14 protein-coding genes and 1 pseudogene are annotated in these 14,460 nt (G+C 71.6%); 12 read left to right on the plus strand and 3 right to left on the minus strand.

The features are described from left to right. Positions 1 to 558 precede the first annotated feature (558 nt). The 4 genes from GWK61_RS44340 to GWK61_RS44355 all read left to right on the plus strand — a co-directional run bounded on the left by GWK61_RS44340 (position 559) and on the right by GWK61_RS44355 (position 3,773). Positions 559 to 2,298: an MFS transporter gene (locus GWK61_RS44340; RefSeq protein ID WP_194918456.1), complete on the plus strand. Its 1,740-nt coding sequence runs from the start codon at positions 559 to 561 to the stop codon at positions 2,296 to 2,298. A gap of 233 nt (positions 2,299 to 2,531) precedes the next feature. Then, the gene (locus GWK61_RS44345) at positions 2,532 to 2,987 is read left to right on the plus strand and encodes a MarR family winged helix-turn-helix transcriptional regulator (RefSeq protein ID WP_194918458.1); all 456 of its coding nucleotides are present in this window, start codon (positions 2,532 to 2,534) and stop codon (positions 2,985 to 2,987) included. Between the two features lie 73 nt (positions 2,988 to 3,060). Then, positions 3,061 to 3,267 (plus strand): hypothetical protein, encoded by a 207-nt coding sequence (locus GWK61_RS44350; RefSeq protein ID WP_194918460.1) that lies wholly within the window; start codon positions 3,061 to 3,063, stop codon positions 3,265 to 3,267. Then, complete coding sequence (locus GWK61_RS44355; RefSeq protein ID WP_194918462.1) at positions 3,267 to 3,773, plus strand: SixA phosphatase family protein; 507 nt, start codon at positions 3,267 to 3,269, stop codon at positions 3,771 to 3,773. Before GWK61_RS44350 ends, GWK61_RS44355 begins: the two co-directional genes overlap by 1 nt. Positions 3,774 to 3,779: 6 nt before the next feature. Here GWK61_RS44355 and serB read toward each other — a convergent pair whose 3' ends face one another. Further along, a complete protein-coding gene (gene serB / locus GWK61_RS44360) occupies positions 3,780 to 5,198 on the minus strand; it encodes a phosphoserine phosphatase SerB (RefSeq protein WP_228563963.1) in 1,419 nt (472 codons plus the stop codon). 135 nt (positions 5,199 to 5,333) lie between these two features. Between serB and GWK61_RS44365 the strand changes: the two genes are divergently transcribed. Then, complete coding sequence (locus GWK61_RS44365) at positions 5,334 to 5,777, plus strand: DUF3592 domain-containing protein (RefSeq protein ID WP_194918464.1); 444 nt, start codon at positions 5,334 to 5,336, stop codon at positions 5,775 to 5,777. A 196-nt stretch (positions 5,778 to 5,973) separates the two neighbouring features. On the opposite strand, the gene GWK61_RS44370 is transcribed toward GWK61_RS44365, so the two are convergent. Beyond that, on the minus strand, positions 5,974 to 6,750 hold the full coding sequence (locus GWK61_RS44370; protein WP_194918466.1) for an Rv1486c family protein: 777 nt from the start codon (positions 6,748 to 6,750) through the stop codon (positions 5,974 to 5,976). A gap of 142 nt (positions 6,751 to 6,892) precedes the next feature. Between GWK61_RS44370 and GWK61_RS44375 the strand changes: the two genes are divergently transcribed. The 3 genes from GWK61_RS44375 (at position 6,893) to GWK61_RS44385 (ending at position 9,471) form a co-directional block, all read left to right on the plus strand. Next, entirely contained in the window at positions 6,893 to 7,714 is an 822-nt protein-coding gene (locus GWK61_RS44375) for an ABC transporter ATP-binding protein (protein ID WP_194918467.1), read from the plus strand. Positions 7,715 to 7,780: 66 nt separating this feature from the next. Then, complete coding sequence (locus GWK61_RS44380) at positions 7,781 to 8,200, plus strand: NfeD family protein (RefSeq protein ID WP_194918469.1); 420 nt, start codon at positions 7,781 to 7,783, stop codon at positions 8,198 to 8,200. A gap of 233 nt (positions 8,201 to 8,433) precedes the next feature. Continuing rightward, the gene (locus GWK61_RS44385; RefSeq protein WP_194918471.1) at positions 8,434 to 9,471 is read left to right on the plus strand and encodes an SPFH domain-containing protein; all 1,038 of its coding nucleotides are present in this window, start codon (positions 8,434 to 8,436) and stop codon (positions 9,469 to 9,471) included. Between the two features lie 74 nt (positions 9,472 to 9,545). On the opposite strand, the gene GWK61_RS44390 is transcribed toward GWK61_RS44385, so the two are convergent. Continuing rightward, the gene (locus GWK61_RS44390) at positions 9,546 to 10,490 is read right to left on the minus strand and encodes a DMT family transporter (RefSeq protein WP_194918473.1); all 945 of its coding nucleotides are present in this window, start codon (positions 10,488 to 10,490) and stop codon (positions 9,546 to 9,548) included. Between the two features lie 296 nt (positions 10,491 to 10,786). Between GWK61_RS44390 and GWK61_RS44395 the strand changes: the two genes are divergently transcribed. The 4 genes and pseudogenes from GWK61_RS44395 to GWK61_RS57620 all read left to right on the plus strand — a co-directional run. Then, positions 10,787 to 11,602 carry a sulfite exporter TauE/SafE family protein gene (locus GWK61_RS44395; RefSeq protein WP_323748034.1) on the plus strand — a complete coding sequence of 272 codons (816 nt, stop codon included), beginning with the start codon at positions 10,787 to 10,789 and terminating at the stop codon, positions 11,600 to 11,602. A gap of 406 nt (positions 11,603 to 12,008) precedes the next feature. Continuing rightward, entirely contained in the window at positions 12,009 to 12,443 is a 435-nt protein-coding gene (locus GWK61_RS44400; RefSeq protein WP_194918475.1) for a GNAT family N-acetyltransferase, read from the plus strand. Positions 12,444 to 12,698: 255 nt separating this feature from the next. Then, positions 12,699 to 13,985, plus strand: a complete 1,287-nt coding sequence (locus GWK61_RS44405) for a bifunctional cobalt-precorrin-7 (C(5))-methyltransferase/cobalt-precorrin-6B (C(15))-methyltransferase (RefSeq protein WP_228563964.1) — start codon at positions 12,699 to 12,701, stop codon at positions 13,983 to 13,985. A 149-nt stretch (positions 13,986 to 14,134) separates the two neighbouring features. Continuing rightward, positions 14,135 to 14,460, plus strand: a pseudogene (locus tag GWK61_RS57620) (hypothetical protein); the annotation flags it as partial.

A 14,460-nucleotide genomic window follows, 5' to 3' on the forward strand; every position in this document is an offset into this window, starting at 1 on the left:
CAGCCCTCCCCCCACGCGAGGTCTACTTCGGCGACTGGGACGCGGTCGGCCCCGACGACGACGTGTGCGACATCGCCTTCCCGATCTAGGAGCCATGCGGCCGGCCGCGGAGGGGGCGGTCGGCCGCTGCTGGGGGAGCCCGCTCGACTCGCGACCCTGCCGAGCTGCCGAGCTGGTGTGTCAGAGCGATGCCGAGCCGCCGGGACAGTGCGCGCCTGGTCGGCTGCCGCGCGACTCGCGCTGATGCCTGGTTGCCCGCCGCGCTGTTTGCTGCCGAGTCAGCCGGGTGCGGCAGTGCGATGCCGAGCCGTCGAGCGCGCGGATGAGAGGTCGAGTCTCACGTTGTCGCGGCCCTCGCCGGAGTGGTGGTTTCGTGCGAGTTCCCGGCAAGCAGCGGCCGGCGCGGCCGCGCCTCGTAGTGCGGGGCCCAGTTGCCAGCTCGATCTCGCCCCGAGCCCCACCCGCCTCGCCAGTCGTCATACCTCTCTTGCCAGCCATCCTCTCCGCCCATAAACTTAGCGTGCCTAAACTATGTAAATGACAAAAGGGCGGGGCGGTATGACTGCGACACAAGCTTCCAGCGCGACTGGGAAGGCCGTCCGCGGGCCCGACCATCCGCACTACAAGTGGGTGGCGCTGTCCAACACGACGTTGGGCATGCTGATCGCGACCATCAACTCCTCCATCGTCTTGATCTCGCTGCCGGCGATCTTCAACGGGATCAAGCTCGATCCGTTGCAGCCGTCGAACGTCAGCTACCTGCTGTGGATGCTGATGGGCTACATGCTCGTCACCGCTGTGTTCGTGGTGGCGTTGGGGCGGCTCGGGGACATGTTCGGGCGGGTGAAGATCTACAACTCCGGGTTCCTGGTCTTCACCGTCTGCTCGGTCGCGCTGTCGCTCGATCCGTTCCATGGTGCGACCGGTGCGTTGTGGCTCATCGGGTGGCGGGTGTTCCAGGCCATCGGTGGGGCGATGCTGATGGCGAACTCGGCGGCGATCATCACCGATGCGTTCCCGGCTGCGCAGCGGGGCATGGCGTTGGGGATCAACATCGTCGCGGCGATCGCGGGCTCGTTCATCGGGCTGGTGCTCGGCGGTGCTTTGTCGGAGTGGAACTGGCGCACGGTGTTCTGGGTCAACGTGCCCATCGGCCTGATCGGCACCGTCTGGGCCTACAAGTCGCTGCACGACACCGGCGTCCGACAAAAGGCCCGCATCGACTGGTGGGGCAACCTCACCTTCGCCGCGGGCCTGACCTCGCTGCTCGCCGGCATCACCTACGGCATCCAGCCCTACGGTGGCCACACCCAGGGCTGGACCAACCCCTGGGTCGACGCCGGGCTGATCGGGGGCGTCGCCCTGATCGTCGTGTTCTGCGTCATCGAGGCGAAGATCTCCGATCCGATGCTGCCGATGACGTTGTTCAAGAACCGCGACTTCAGTACCGGCAACCTGGCCAACCTGCTCGGCGCGATAGCGCGCGGCGGCCTGCAGTTCATGCTGATCATCTGGCTGCAGGGCATCTGGCTGCCCCTGCACGGCTACGACTACAAGGACACGCCGCTGTGGGCGGGCATCTACATGATCCCGCTGACGCTCGGCTTCCTCGCCGCCGGGCCGATCGCCGGGCACCTGTCCGATAAGTTCGGGCCTCGGGTGTTCGCCGCCGGTGGTCTGGTGGCGATGGCCGTCTCGTTCGCCGGCCTGCTCCTGATACCTACGGACTTCTCCTACTGGGTGTTCGCCCTACTCATCTTCCTCAACGGCATCGGCGGCGGCCTGTTCTCCGCGCCGAACACCTCGCTGATCATGTCCAGCGTGCCGACACGGATGCGCGGGGCGGCCTCCGGGGCGCGGGCGACGTTCATGAACGCCGGCATGGTGCTCTCCATGGGCATCTTTTTCTCGCTCATGGTCGCCGGCCTGTCCAGCTCGCTGCCGCACACCCTGTCCACCGGCCTGACCGCGCAGGGGGTGCCGGCCGGGACCGCGACGCAGATCTCGCACCTGCCACCGGTGGCGACCCTGTTCGCCGCCTTCCTCGGCTACAACCCCATGCAGCAGCTGCTCGGTCCCTCTACGTTGCACGCCCTGCCCGCCTCCAACGCGCAGACCCTGACCGGCCGGGAGTTCTTCCCGCACCTCATCTCCGGCCCCTTCCACGACGGCCTGATGGTCGTGTTCTGGCTCGCCATCGCGATGGCGGTGATCGGGGCGGTGGCCTCGGCGCTGCCCGGGAAGGCGAAGCCGGAGGAGGAGACGGTCGCCGGGCAGGGCGTGGCGGCGACCGCCTGACGGCAGGTCCCACGCCGGGTCCTACGCCGGGTCCCGCGCCGGGTCCCGCGCCGGATCCCGCGTCGGGTCGAGTCGGGTCCCACGTTGGCCCGCGGCGTGGGACCGGCCTGTGGCGTCGAGGGTCGGTAGATTGTGGGTCGGGCAATGTGTTTCACTGTGCCCCACTTCCGCCACACCGCACCGACACCCATCCGACGCCGCCGGCTCAGTCCCGCGCTCCTGTGAAGGACCCGATGAACTCATCGCCGACCCAGCCCGACACCGAGGTAGCCGCCCGCCTGCGGGTGGCGCTGGGGCGTTTGAACAGGCAGCTGCTGCAACGCCAGTCCGAGGCGAGCTTCGCCCAGCTGTCCGCGCTCTTCGTGATCGAGAAGTGGGGCCCGATCCGGATCGGGGACCTGGCGCAGCGCGAGAAGGTCGCCGCGCCGTCGATGACCCGCACGCTCAGCGGCCTGGTCGCGGCCGGCTGGGTGCAGCGCGAGCCGGATCCGGACGACGGCCGCTCCTTCATGGTCACGCTCACGCCCGGCGGCGAGACGCTGATCACCAAGGTGCGCAAGCAGCGGACCGCGGCGCTCGTGCAGGGCATGGAGCGGCTGACCGGCGCGCAGCTGGAGGCGCTGCAGGCCGCCGTGCCGGTGCTGGAGCAGCTGGCCGACGAGGTCGAGCCGAAGCAGCGCCTGAGCTGAAAGAAGTGGTGAGCAGTGCCGCGACGCGGACCCCGCAGGCGCCCGCCCGGACAACGATGCGACACTGGTCAGCATGACGGCAGCAAGTGACGAGCCCGCAGTCTCCGTGCCAGAGATCTTGGTGCCCGAGACTCCGGCCGAGGCCGAGTGGCCGCCGCGCGAGTGGCGAGAGGCCCAGCGCGGCGCCGGCGCGGCCAGCATGTACCGGCTCCTGGGCCTGATCGCCCTGATCATGGTGATCCTGGTGATCGTGTCCTTCTGGGGCCTGGCCAACGGCTGATGCGGCACACCCTGATCCTGCTCCGGCACGCCAAGTCCGACTGGCCCGACGGCGTCGCCGACCACGACCGTCCGCTCTCCGCGCGCGGCCGCCGCGACGCGCCGCGCACCGGCGCGTGGCTGGTGGACAACGACCGCGTGCCGGACCGGGCCGCGGTCTCGACCGCGCTGCGCACGCAGGAGACCTACGAGCTCGCGGCGGAGGCGTTCCCGGCCGGCCCGGAGGTGCTCCTGCTGGACGACCTCTACGCCGCCTCGGCGGGCGAGATGCTGGAAGTGATCCGCCGGACGCCCGAGGGCATCGGCACCCTGATGATCGTCTCGCACAACCCCGGGACCCAGTACCTCGCGCTGGCGCTCGCCGACGAGGCGAACCCGGAGCTGGTCACGAAGGTTCACGCCCGCTACCCGACCAACACGCTGACCGTGCTGGAGTTCGACGGCGTCTGGGCCACGCTGGACCCGGCCGGGGCTTCGATCGTGGCGGTGGAGTCCCCGCGCGGCTGAGCCTGCTCAGGCCGCCGGCTGCACCTTCCGCGAGTCCTTGGCGGACCCCGACCCGGACCCGGACCCGGACCTCGATCCCGATCCCGATCCCGATCCCGAGACCGGCTCCTGAGCCGCCGCCGCCGACGCAGACCCGGAACCAGCGCCAGTGCCAGCCCCGGACCCAGCTCCAGACCCTGACCGCGCCTCCGCAGGCGCGGTCTCTATCGCCTCTTCCGAAGCGTCCGCGACCTCGACCTCCTCGCGGGTGATCCCCAGCAGGTACAGGATCGTGTCGAGGAACGGCACGTTCACCGCCGTGTCCGCCTGCTCCCGCACCACCGGCTTGGCGTTGAACGCCACCCCGAGCCCGGCGGCGGCCAGCATGTCCAGGTCGTTGGCCCCGTCGCCGATCGCCACGGTGTCGGTCACCGGGATCCCGGCCGACTCCGCGAACTCCCGCAGCGCCGCGGCCTTGCCCGCGCGGTCCACGATCGCCCCGACCACCCGGCCGGTCAGCCGGCCGTCGGCGCCGATCTCCAGGGTGTTGGCCAGCGCGAAGTCCAGGCCGAGCTCGTCCCGCAGCGAGTCGGTGACGTGCGTGAACCCGCCGGAGACGATGCCGACCAGGTAGCCGAGCCGCTTGAGCGTCCGGACCAGCGTGCGCGCGCCGGGCATCAGCCGGACCGAGGCGCGCACGTCCTCCAGCGCGCCGGCGTCGAGCCCTTCGAGCAGGGCCACGCGCTCGCGCAGCGACCCGGCGAAGTCCAGCTCCCCGCGCATCGCCCGCTGCGTGATCCCGGCGACCGCGTCCAGGCACCCGGCGCGGGCCGCCAGCTCCTCGATGACCTCGCCCTCGATGAGCGTGGAGTCGACGTCCATCACCACCAGCCGCTTGGCCCGCCGGCTCAGGCCGGCCGGCTGCACCGCGATGTCCGCGTGTTCCTCGGCCGCGACCTGGGCCAGCCGCTCGCGCAGCAGGTCGGGGTCGGCGCCGGAGACGTCCAGCTCGATCGCGGTCACCGGGTACTTGGCCAGCCGCACGATGCGGTCGATGTTGCCGCGGCACTCGGCGATCTCGCGCGCCAGCGCCTCCATCGCGGCCGCCTTGAGCGGGGCGCCCAGGACGGTCACGTGCGTGCGGCCCTCGCGGCGCTTGCGGTTGTCGCCGAGGCCGGTGACCACCTCGACGTCGAGCTTCTCCTCGGCGGCCCACCTGTGCAGGGCCAGCCGCAGCGCGGTGGGGCCGTCGGACTCTGTCGGCGCGCCGACCAGGACGGCCAGCACCAGGCGTCCGCGCACCACCACCTGTTCCACGTCCACGACCGGGACGTCGAACGGCTCCAGCGCGGCGAACAGGCTCGCGGTGACCCCGGGACGGTCGGCGCCGTACACGGTGACCAGGACGGTTGCGGCAGGTGGCGGCAGGACGAGCGCGGTGTTCATGGTGTGATCCACGGTACCCGCCGGCGTCCGAACGGCCGAGGAGTGTCCGGGTGGTGGGCGCCTCCGGTATCCCATACGGGTGATGTCTGGTCTCTCAACAGGTTCACCCCGGGCTGACAGACCTAGCATGGAATCATGGCCGCGGACGACCTGTCCTTCGTCGCCGGGTTCCTCGCCGCGTCCGGGTTGTTCTGGACCGGGGGCGGGGTGCTCTGGCTGTCCGTGTGCGCCCGCAGACTCGCGCGGCTGCGGCTCCGGCTGGTCGGGGTGCCGACCCGGGGCGAGGTGATCGGGATGGTCGTGTCCTGTGACGCCTCCGGGACGGTGCGCAACGCGCCGCGGGTCCGCTACTTCGCGCAGACCGGGCCGCCGGTGGTCACCCGCGCCTACGGCTACCGGCCGCACCAGAGCGTGGCGACCGGGGCCCAGGTGCGGCTCTGGTACGACCCGCTGCGGCCGGAGCGGATCCTGGTCTCGCGCTTCGACCTGAGGCTGCGCGACTGGGTGGAGCTGCTCGGGGCGCTGGTGGTGCTGGCGATCGGGGTGGCTATGGAGTTCGCGGCGCTCACGATGGGCTGAGGAACGAGCGGCATCGGCAGGCCGACAGCCGCTCCGACCACCGACCACCGACGACCACCGACCACCGACGACCACCGACCACCGACGACCACCGACCACCGACCACCAGCAGTCGCCGATTACCGATCACCGATCACCAATCAGCGATCAGCGATCACCAACCACCGATCACCAACCACCGATCACCAGTCACCGATCACTGGCCGCCCGGCTCCAGAATCGAGTGGTACGCCGCCAGCTGCGCCCGCCGCGTCACCCGCTCCAGCCCGACCAGCGCCGAGGCCCGCAGCCGCGACTCCAGCGCCGTGACGCTGCCGCCCTCGTCCTGCTTGGCCAGATCGGCGATCGCGGCGAGGCGCTGCGCCTGGGTCAGGACCTTGACGGCGCGCGGCGGATAGCCCGGCGCCAGCACCGCCTCCGGGGCGCGGCCGTGGCCCCGGATCGCGGCCAGCGACTCGGCCAGTTCCGGGCGCCAGCGCGCCACGTCGAGGCGGGCCAGTTCCTCGGCCGCCTCGCGCAGCGCCGCGTTCAGCTCGCGTTCGGCCTCTGACAGCGTCGGCACCGGGGCCGCGCCGCTCTCCACCGGGGTCACCGTCCAGCGCACCGCGTGCCCGCGGTCGCCGTCCGGGCCGTAGCCGGCCACCGACGGCACGATGCCCAGGGCCGGCCCGTCGGTCAGGACCGCCTCGCCGACCTCGATCGCCGCCTGGTTGAAGGCGGCCGGCCCCTTCAGGCCCAGCGGGTCGCCGGGCCGGGGCAGCGCGAGCCGGAAGCCCGTGACGCCGGCCGCGCGCAGCCGGCCCAGCGCGACGGTCCAGCTCACGTCGGCGTCCTCGCCCGGCACGCCGGCCACCCGGTGCGGCTCGTCGCCGTCCGCCCGGACCTGTTCGGCGGCCGAGTCCAGACTGGTGTGCCCGGACAGCCACGCGTTCCCCCACGCCACGAGGCGGCCGGACCGGTGTTCGCTCAGCATGACCACCAGGGTACGTCGCGGCGCCCACGCGGCGATCTGGTGTGTGCGACGGTGCCGACGGTGCGGACTGCCGTACTCGTGCGTCCTCTAAGCTAGGCGCGCGAAGATCGAGGCCTGCAGCGTGAGGAACCTGGTGCCGAACATGACCACCGATGCCCTGTCCGTCGACCCCGACAGCGTCCTCGACCTCGTCGACGTCTCCGTGGTCCGGGAGGGCCGCAAGCTGCTGGACGCCGTGAACTGGACGGTCGGCGAGGGCGAGCGCTGGGTGGTGCTGGGGCCGAACGGGGCCGGCAAGACCACGGTACTGAACATCGCGGCCACCTCGCTGTTCCCGACCGCCGGCGCGGTGGGCGTCCTCGGCGAGCGGATGGGCGCGGTCGACGTCTTCGAGCTCCGCCCGCGCATCGGCTACTCCTCGGCCGCCGTCTCCGAGCGGCTGCCGCGCGGCGAGACGGTGCGCGACGTGGTGATGACCGCCTCCTACGGCATGGTCGGCCGCTGGCGCGAGAAGTACGACGAGGCCGACGCCCAGCGCGCCGACGACCTGCTGGCCTGGTGGGGCATGGCCGAGTTCGGCAAGCGCACCTTCGGCACGCTGTCCGAGGGCGAGCGCAAGCGCGCGCTGATCGCCCGCGCGCTGATGGCCGACCCGGAGCTGCTGCTGCTCGACGAGCCGGCCGCGGGCCTGGACCTCGGCGGCCGCGAGGACCTGGTGCGCCGGCTGTCCCGGCTGGCCGCGGACCCCTACGCGCCGGTCACGATCCTGGTCACGCACCACGTCGAGGAGATCCCGCCGGGCTTCTCGCACATCCTGCTGGTGCGCGCCGGCGCGGTGGTGGCGGCCGGGCCGATCGAGACCTCGCTCACCTCCGAGAACCTGACCACCGCGTTCGGCCTGCCGCTGAGCGTGGAGCGCTACCAGACCCCCTCCGGCGACCGCTGGTACGCGCGCGCGGTCTGACGTTCGCCACCTCGCGCCCTCTGACAGGGGTTTGATAGCCGCTCCGGCTTCCGTAGCATGGGTTCCATGCACGCGATGGTGTGGGCGATCGTTGCGGCCGTGCTGATCCTCCTGGAGCTGACCACGACCACGTTGGTGTTCGTGATGCTCGGGATCGGGGCGGCGGCGGCCGCGATCGCCGCCGGGGCCGGCGGGAACGTGGTCGTGCAGTTCGCGGCCTTCGGCGCGGTCTCCATCGCCACGCTGGTCTTCGCCCGCCCGACCGCGATGAAGCGGCTGCACGGCGGGCCCGAGCACCGCCAGGGCACCGACACGCTGATCGGCCGCGAAGCTGTCGTCGTCGAGAAAGTAGACGCCCACGACGGCAGAGTGCGGATATCGGGCGAGATCTGGAGTGCCCGCGCCTACGACGGGCAGACTGAATACGAGGTCGGAGACCGCGTCGACGTCGCGCAGATCGAAGGCGCCACCGCGCTCGTTCTGTAAGCGGCGCCTGGGATTCCGCATACCCGAACGCGGGCAGGACTGTTCACGACGGACCTCGACGGAACCGTGTGTGCGCCATGCCCGCACGAGGGTACTAATACAGTGGCGCGCAGCGCCCCCTTGAAGGGTGGTTGGTGGGCGACGGGTGGGCCTAAGATCGAGCACTGTCACCGGGGGGTGTTTCTTGCCCTCTGCCTGCCGGACATCGATGTTGTTATGGAGGAGGAGTCGACATGGTCGCCACGATCGTCGTCCTCGTCGTGATCGCCGCGGTCATCGCGGCGAGCTTGTTCCAGTCCGTGCGCATAGTCGGGCAGGGGACCGTCGCCGTCATCGAGCGCTTCGGCCGCTACACCCGCACGCTGACGCCCGGCCTGCGGATCCTGATGCCGGTGGTGGACCGGGTGCGGGCCATCATCGACGTGCGTGAGCAGGTCGTGCCGTTCCCCCCGCAGCCGGTGATCACCCAGGACAACCTGACGGTCTCGATCGACACCGTCATCTACTTCCAGGTCACCGACGCCCGCGCGGCGGTCTACCAGATCACCAACTACATCCAGGCGATAGAACAGCTGACGGTCACCACGCTCCGCAACATCGTCGGCGGCATGGACCTGGAGCGCACCCTGACCAGCCGCGACTACATCAACAACGAGCTGCGCGGCGTCCTGGACCAGGTGACCGGCAACTGGGGCATCCGCGTCTCCCGCGTCGAGCTGAAGGCGGTCGAGCCGCCGGCCTCGATCCAGGACTCGATGGAGAAGCAGATGCGCGCCGACCGGGACCGCCGCGCGGCGATCCTGTCGGCCGAGGGCTTCAAGCAGTCGCAGATCCTCACCGCCGAAGGCGAGAAGCAGGCCGCGGTCCTGCGCGCCGAAGGCGAGGCCAAGGCCCGCGCCCTGCAGGCCGAGGGCGAGGCGGCGGCCATCCGCAAGGTCTTCGAGGCCATCCACGAAGGCAACGCCGACAGCCAGGTGATGGCCTACCAGTACCTGCAGCAGCTGCCGAAGATCGCCTCCGGCGACAGCAACAAGCTCTGGATCATCCCCAGCGAGTTCGGCAAGGCCCTGGAAAACGTCGGCGGCGCTCTGGGCCGCTTCGGCATGCCCGGGGTGCCGGCCGCGGAGCCGGTGGCCGCCAACGGCAACGTCCTGGCCCCGACCGCCGAGGCGCCCCCGAAGGCCCCGGCGCCCCGCCAGGACCGGCCGCCGCGCCAGCGCGGCACGTCGAGCCCGGCGGACGACGTGTTCTTCAACCAGGACGACGACTGAGGTAGCCGAGGAAGCCGAGGTAGCTGAGGAAGCGCGGGGCCGGTCTGATGACCGGCCCCGCGCTTCGTCTGCCGCTAGCCCGCGGCGCGTGTCCGCGCCTGCCACGTCTCGGCGGTGACCGACACCGCGAGCAGCGCCGCGCCGAGGATCCCGACGGCGGTGAGCCGGTCGCCGAGCAGCGCCACGGCCAGGACCGTGCCGGTCAGCGGTTCCAGCAGCGCCGTGACGGTCCCGGTGCTCGCCGCCGCCTCGCGCAGGCCGATGAAGTAGCAGCCGTAGGCGATGGCGGTCGGGACGAGGCCGAAGACCGCCAGGAGGCCGATCGCGGCCGGCTTCGGCGTGAATCCGGCGCCGGTGGTGAAGGCCGCGGCCCCCAGCAGCACCAAGCCGCCGAGGGTGAAGCTGTAGCCGGTCATCGTGATCTCATCCAGGCCCGCGACCGGGTCCTTGCCGAGCAGGCTGATCGCCGAGAAGCCCGCCGCGCTGGCGATCGCGCACAGCGCGCCGAGAGCGAGATGCGCGGTCGTGATGCCGTGCGGGGGCTCGCCGACCAGCAAACCGAGGCCGGCCACCGCCAACGAGACGGTCGCGGCGACCCGGACGTCCAGCCGCCGCCGGCCGGTCGCCTGCTCGAACGCGACGACCAGCACGGGTGCGGCGCCGATGGTGAGGAGTGTGGCCAGGCTGACGTCGGTCAGCGCGACGGCCGCGAAATAGCAGGCTTGGAAGCCGGCGGACAGTGCGCCGATGACGCCGACCCGGATCCAGGCCGCGCGGCCCCGGACCCGCCCGGAGCGGCCGGCTCCGGCACCCGGCAGCCGTCCGGTACGCGCGACGGCGCCGCCCTGCCGCGGCCGTCCGCGGCCAATGGCGGTCGCGAACAAGATGAGCAGCGTGCCGCCGATCGACAGCCGGTACCCGGCCACGGCGGTGGGGGACAGGTGCGCGTGCAGCGCGAGCAACCGGCCGGTGAGACCGCCGGTGCCCCAGAGCACGCCGGAAAAGACGAGGTAAATCAAAGGGATCGCTCCTGCGACGAAGACTGTGCCTGATGAAAGGCGGAAGAGGAATCAGTCGCGGGAAGCGGGGCGTGCCACTCAGACCGGTCGGCTCAACACGCCGACCGGCGGTTTCTGATGGTCAGGTCGACCCCGCTTCAGGATCCCGGCGGCGGGGTGACCGGGAACAACCGGTGCACGGTTAGCGATCCTAACTACTGGACGCCGCGTAGCCAACCGATCTTTCCCCGCTACGCTCGATCATCGGCCAGAGCGCGTCGGCAAAGGCGGGTCGGCCAGGCGCGAAGGAGGCGGCAGTGGGCATCGGCGAGGTGGCGGCGCTGCTCGGCGTGGGCATGGCGGCCGGCACGATCAACACGGTCGTCGGCTCCGGCACCCTCGTGACCTTCCCGACCCTGCTCGCCTTCGGTTACACCCCGGTTGTCGCGAACGTCACCAATACCGTCGGTTTGGTACCCGGCTCGCTGTCCGGAATTCACGGCTACCGCGCGGAGATCGCGGAGTTCCGCGCCCTCGGTGGCCGTCGCCTGACGCGCCTGGTGCTCGCCTCGATGCTCGGCGCCGCGCTCGGCGCGTTGCTGCTGTTCCTGCTGCCGGCCAAGGCGTTCAAGGCGATCGTGCCCGCCCTGATCGCCCTCGCGTTGGTGCTGATCATCGTGCAGCCGCGGCTGGCGAAGCGGATCGCGGCGCGCCGGGCGGCGCGGGAGAGCGCGACGGTGGCGGACGGCGCGGCCCAAGGCTGGGGTGTCCTGCTGGCCGTGTTCGGCAGCGGGATGTACGGCGGCTACTTCGGCGCCGCGCAGGGTGTGCTGCTGATGGCGATTCTCGGCCTGACGTACAGCGACCGCCTGCAGGTGCTCAACGGCGTCAAGAACGTCCTGGCCTGCGTGGTGAACGCGATCGCGGCGGTGGTGTTCATCGCGGTCGGCGCGCTCGGGCTCGGCGGGTCCCAGCATCCGTCGGTGCGCTGGGGCGCGGCCCTGGCGATCGCGGTCGGTGCGCTGGTCGGCGGGCAGATCGGGGCGAGCGTGGGCCGGCGGCTGCCGCCGAAGGTGCTCAGGGGCCTGATCGTCGTGGTGGGCCTGGTCGCCATCGGGTCGATGGTGCTCTGAAGCGGTGCTCTGAACCGGAGTTCAGACCCGCGCCGCCGCCGATGCATAACCGCACAACCGCCCGCACTTCGACGCATAGGTGATCTTCACCGAATTGGCAGTGTATCCAGCTGATACTACCTATGCTGGAGGCGGTACCGGCGGCGTGCCGCACGTGCATGGCGTCCGTGCACCTGGGTCAGTATTCTGCCCGTGACGGGGGTCACGGGTCTGACAGTTCGGGGGCGGGACCACCGGGGATCGGCGAACAGGATCGGCACAGATCTTCAACGACCAATACAGATCTGCAAGGACCAGCACAGATCTTCAAAGACCAGCACAGAACGGCACCATCGGCGCGGCGGATCGCCGCGTCACCACTCCCACCGGTGCTCCGGCGCCGGCAGGCCCGTTTCGGAGATTCGTCTTGGGCAAGGTCTCCTACCGCTACGCGCACATCGAGGACCTCGACGCGCCGACCATCTACGCCCTGCTGCGGCTGCGGCAGGAGGTCTTCATCGTCGAATGGGGCAGCTCGCACCTGGACATCGACGGCCGGGACACCGAGCCGTCCAGCGTGCACCTGTGGGCCGAGCGCGACGGAGACGTGCTGGCCGCCCTGCGCGTGGTTCAGGAGTCCGACGACACCCTGCGGATAGAACGCCTCGCCACCCGCTTCGGCGCGCGCGGCCGCGGCATCGCCGGACGGCTGCTGGACTACGCGGTGAAGATGGCCGGCGAGCGCAGGCTTCTGATCGACGTCCCCACCGCCCTGGAGCCGTGGGCCGAGCGCTTCGGCTTCGCCAGGGCCGGCGACCCCTTCATCGCCGAGGGTGTCCAGCAGGTGACCATGGCTCACTGACGCACGTGCCTTTGCACGTGCGCCACCGGTCCCGGCGCGGGGGCCGGCGCGCGATGAGATCCGCGCCACGGCCGAACGGGGATGTTCGCTCCCCTGATTCGCCCCGATTCGCCGGATTCGCCGCCTCACTTGTGGAACAGGCGGTGTTAGTGTGCGTTGACGTTCCTACAGTCGTAATGCGGAGGACCACTCCATGGCCGATCCACGGCGCGTCCCCAGCTCCGCCGTGCCAGCTGTGTCGGCCGAGGGTCCGGCGTGACCGCCGGCCGGCACGGGGCCGCGGGGCCGGCGATAGCCCAGGCCGCGGCGGCCGTCGCGGTCGTCGGCTACGACGGATCGCTGCCGGGACCGGTGGTCCGCCGGGTTCTGGAATCCTCCGAACTGGCCGTGGGCGTCGCGCGCCATCTCGACGGCATCGGGGTGCCCGACCACGTGCGGCGGATCCTGCTGGGCGATGACAACCGCCTGGCCTACGCCCGCCTCACCGCGCACCTGGGCGATCCCGAGGCCGGTCCGGCCGTCGTGGTGACGGCCGGCGACCCCGGGTTCTTCGGGGTGCTGCGCGATCTGCGGGAATCAGGCTTCGAAGTCGTCGGCTATCCGGCGCCCGGCCCGGTGGCCGCGACGCTGGGCCGGCTCGGGCTGCCGTGGGACGACGCGGTGGTGGTCTGCGTGACCGACGACCGCTCGCTCCAGCGCGCCGCCAACACCGCCCGCGCGCATCCGAAGGTGGCCATCGTGACCGCCCCGGAGTTCACGCCGAACCGCGTCGCGGCGGCCCTGCGCGGGGCCGAGCGGGTCTTCATCGTGGCCCAGCACCTCGGCGAGGCCGACGAGCGGATCGAGCGGCTCTCGCCGACCGAGGCGGCCGGCCGCGTGGTCTGGGGCGCCGCCGACGCGATCCTGGTGCTGGACGAGGAGCGGCTGAGCCCGGACTCGCCGCACGACCCGCGCTGGGGCGCCGGCTGGGTGTCGGCGTGGGCCGGGCCCTCCTCGGGCTGGGCGGTGCCGGACAACGCGTTCGTGGCCCGCGGCCCGCAGGTGCTCCCCGCTGAAATAAGGGCCTTGATACTGGCGCGGCTGGCACCAAGGCTGGGCGCGATGATCTGGGAGGTCGCGGCCGGGGCCGGGGCGCTGGCCGTGGAGTGCGCGCGGCTGGGCGCCGCGGTGATCGCCGTGGACCGCGATCCGGACGCCTGCGAGCGGATATCGCTGAACGCGGTGATGCACGGCGTGGACGTCGAGGTGGTCAGCGGTCCGGCGCCGACCGCGCTGGCCACGCTGCCCCGGCCGGACGCGGTCTTCGTCGGCACCGAGCGCGCCGACATCGTGCGCGCCTGCGCCACCACCGGCGCGCGCACCGTCGTCACCGCGGTCACCGCCCTGGACCGGCTGCCGGCCATCCGGCAGGCGCTGCGGCTCGGCGACCGCCGGGTGGACGGCGTGCAGTTGCAGGCTTCGCGTCTGGCCCCCCGTCCGGGGGACGCGCTCCGGTTGGCCCCGGCGGCGCCGGTATTCGTTCTTTGGGGTGAGCTTGGGTGACAGACCCGGCTTTTTAGTCAACCCATCAGGGCTGCGTATGCTCTTCCGGGCTTGCGCGCGGCTTTCACGAGCGATACTTGGCAGCGCCCACGCGAACGCGAACCCCCGCTGACGAGGGGGACACGGGGAACGGGAGCGGGAGACGAACCATGGTATGGAACGACAGGATCGAGGAACCCACGGTGACCGGTGCCGACGATTTCGGCCGTGATGGCTCCGGGAGGCCGCCGTACGAGGGCGAGTTCCCTCCCGGTGCCGGGCCCTACGACGACAACGCGCCGACCGCGGAGTTCAGCCGGCTGGTGTTCGACGACGACGGCGCCGGCGATTTCCCGGGGCCGCGTAACGGTTCTGCGGGACCGGGTGGGCTTGGCGGGCCCGCTGGTCCTGGTGGACCGGGCGGGCCCGGCGGCGGTCGCGGTGGCGCGGGCGGTGCCGGGGGCGGTCAGGGCGGGCCCGGTGGTCCGGCCGGACC

Origin of the sequence: Catenulispora rubra (assembly GCF_015356825.1) — a bacterium.
GTDB classification, from domain to species: domain Bacteria; phylum Actinomycetota; class Actinomycetes; order Streptomycetales; family Catenulisporaceae; genus Catenulispora; species Catenulispora rubra.